Annotated in this window: 1 protein-coding gene; it reads left to right on the forward strand. The window is 44.1% G+C overall.

What is annotated here, in order from left to right; translation table 11 throughout:
• Positions 1 to 514: 514 nt before the first annotated feature.
• Positions 515 to 1,771 carry a group II intron reverse transcriptase/maturase gene (gene ltrA, locus JOC78_RS17375; RefSeq protein ID WP_204558606.1) on the forward strand — a complete coding sequence of 419 codons (1,257 nt, stop codon included), beginning with the start codon at positions 515 to 517 and terminating at the stop codon, positions 1,769 to 1,771.
• The last annotated feature ends 36 nt before the right edge of the window (positions 1,772 to 1,807 follow it).

Genomic DNA, 1,807 nt, shown 5'->3' on the forward strand with positions numbered 1-1,807 from the left:
CGAACTGTGAAGGCAGAAGTAGCGGTTAGCTTAACGCAAGGGTGTCCGTGGTGACGCGGAATCTGAAGGAAGCGGGCGGCAAACTTCCGGTCTGAGGGACACGAACTTCATACAAGGCTAGGTATCATTGGATGAGTTTGCTAGACAAAACAAAGTCCTTTCTGCCAAAGGTGATACAAAGTAAATGAAGCAGATAGATGGAAGGAAAGATTGCACTCTTACCCGGGGAGGTCTGATTGAAAAGCCGAGCACACTCGGTAACCTTCTCTGAGAAGAGGAGCTGAACAATCAGAAGTCAGCAGAGGTCATAGTACCTGATGAGCTATAGATCGTCAGGGAAGGACTGAACATTTAGGAAGAATAGACACTAGGCGTTCACTGTTTATGATGACACAGACAATCCGACAGGACTTACTTGGAGGAGGAAGTGGTGAATTCCACGGGGGACTCTAAGAGGGTGGAATAAACAGTGGCACAAATAGAACGACTATTCACGTGAAAGGATTGTATCAATATGATGGAACGACTACTGTCGCGGGAAAATCTCCTTTCGGCACTACAAAGAGTCGAAAAGAATAAAGGGAGCCATGGTGTAGATGAAATGCCCGTCAAATTCCTGCGAGCGCATCTTCTGCAGCACTGGCAAGAGATCCGATATTCCATAGAGGCTGGAACCTATGAGCCTATGCCAGTCAGACGAGTCGAAATCCCGAAACCGAATGGCGGCATACGGTTACTAGGCATTCCTACCGTGACAGATCGGTTCATCCAACAAGCAATTGCCCAAATACTAACCCCAATTTATGATCCATCCTTTTCCGAGCATAGTTATGGATTCAGACCTAGAAGAAGAGCACATGATGCCGTGAGGGAAGCAAAAGGATACATAGAAGAAGGGCACAGATGGGTAGTAGATATGGATTTAGAGAAGTTCTTCGACAAGGTGAATCATGATCGACTGATGGGTATTCTAGCAAAAAGAGTCAAGGACAAAACGATTCTAGAGTTAATTAGAAAATACTTAGAATCAGGAGTCATGATCAATGGACTCGAAGTGATCAGCGAAGAAGGCGTACCACAGGGCGGACCATTGAGTCCTCTATTGTCGAACATCATGTTAGATGAATTAGACAAAGAACTTGAAAGCCGAGGACATAAATTTGTCCGGTACGCAGACGACTGTAATATCTATGTGAAAACCAAGAAAGCTGGTTTGCGTGTCAAAACTTCCATCACTACATTCATTGAAAAGAAGCTTAAGCTAAAAGTGAATGAAGAGAAAAGTGCGGTAGATAGACCTTGGAAACGTAAGTTTCTTGGATTTAGCTTCACTGCGCACCGTACCCCGAAAGTCCGTATCGCAAAAGAAAGCATCAAGAGAGCCAAAAGCAGAATCAAACAACTCACCTCAAGGTCGAAACCAATTCCACTGGACGTACGTATTGAGAAACTAAATGAGTACCTGGTGGGATGGTGTGGGTATTTTGCGCTGGCAGATACGCCAACTCCTTTTAAACAACTGGATGAAATGATTCGAAGAAGGCTTCGGATGTGCCTATGGAAACAATGGAAACAACCTAAAACCAAAATAAAAAGGCTTATTTCTTTGGGAGTATCCAAAGAAAAAGCCTATGAGTGGGGAAACTCCCGCAAGAAATATTGGCGCATCTCGAATAGTCCAATCTTACACACAACGCTTAATCTAAGCTTTTGGCGAAAGCAAAAGCTGAAAAGCTTATTAGATCGATACAATGATTTACGTCATACTTAAATGAACCGCCGTATACCGATCGGTACGTACGGTGGT

The organism is Bacillus ectoiniformans (assembly GCF_016908875.1).
GTDB classification, from domain to species: domain Bacteria; phylum Bacillota; class Bacilli; order Bacillales; family Domibacillaceae; genus Bacillus_BX; species Bacillus_BX ectoiniformans.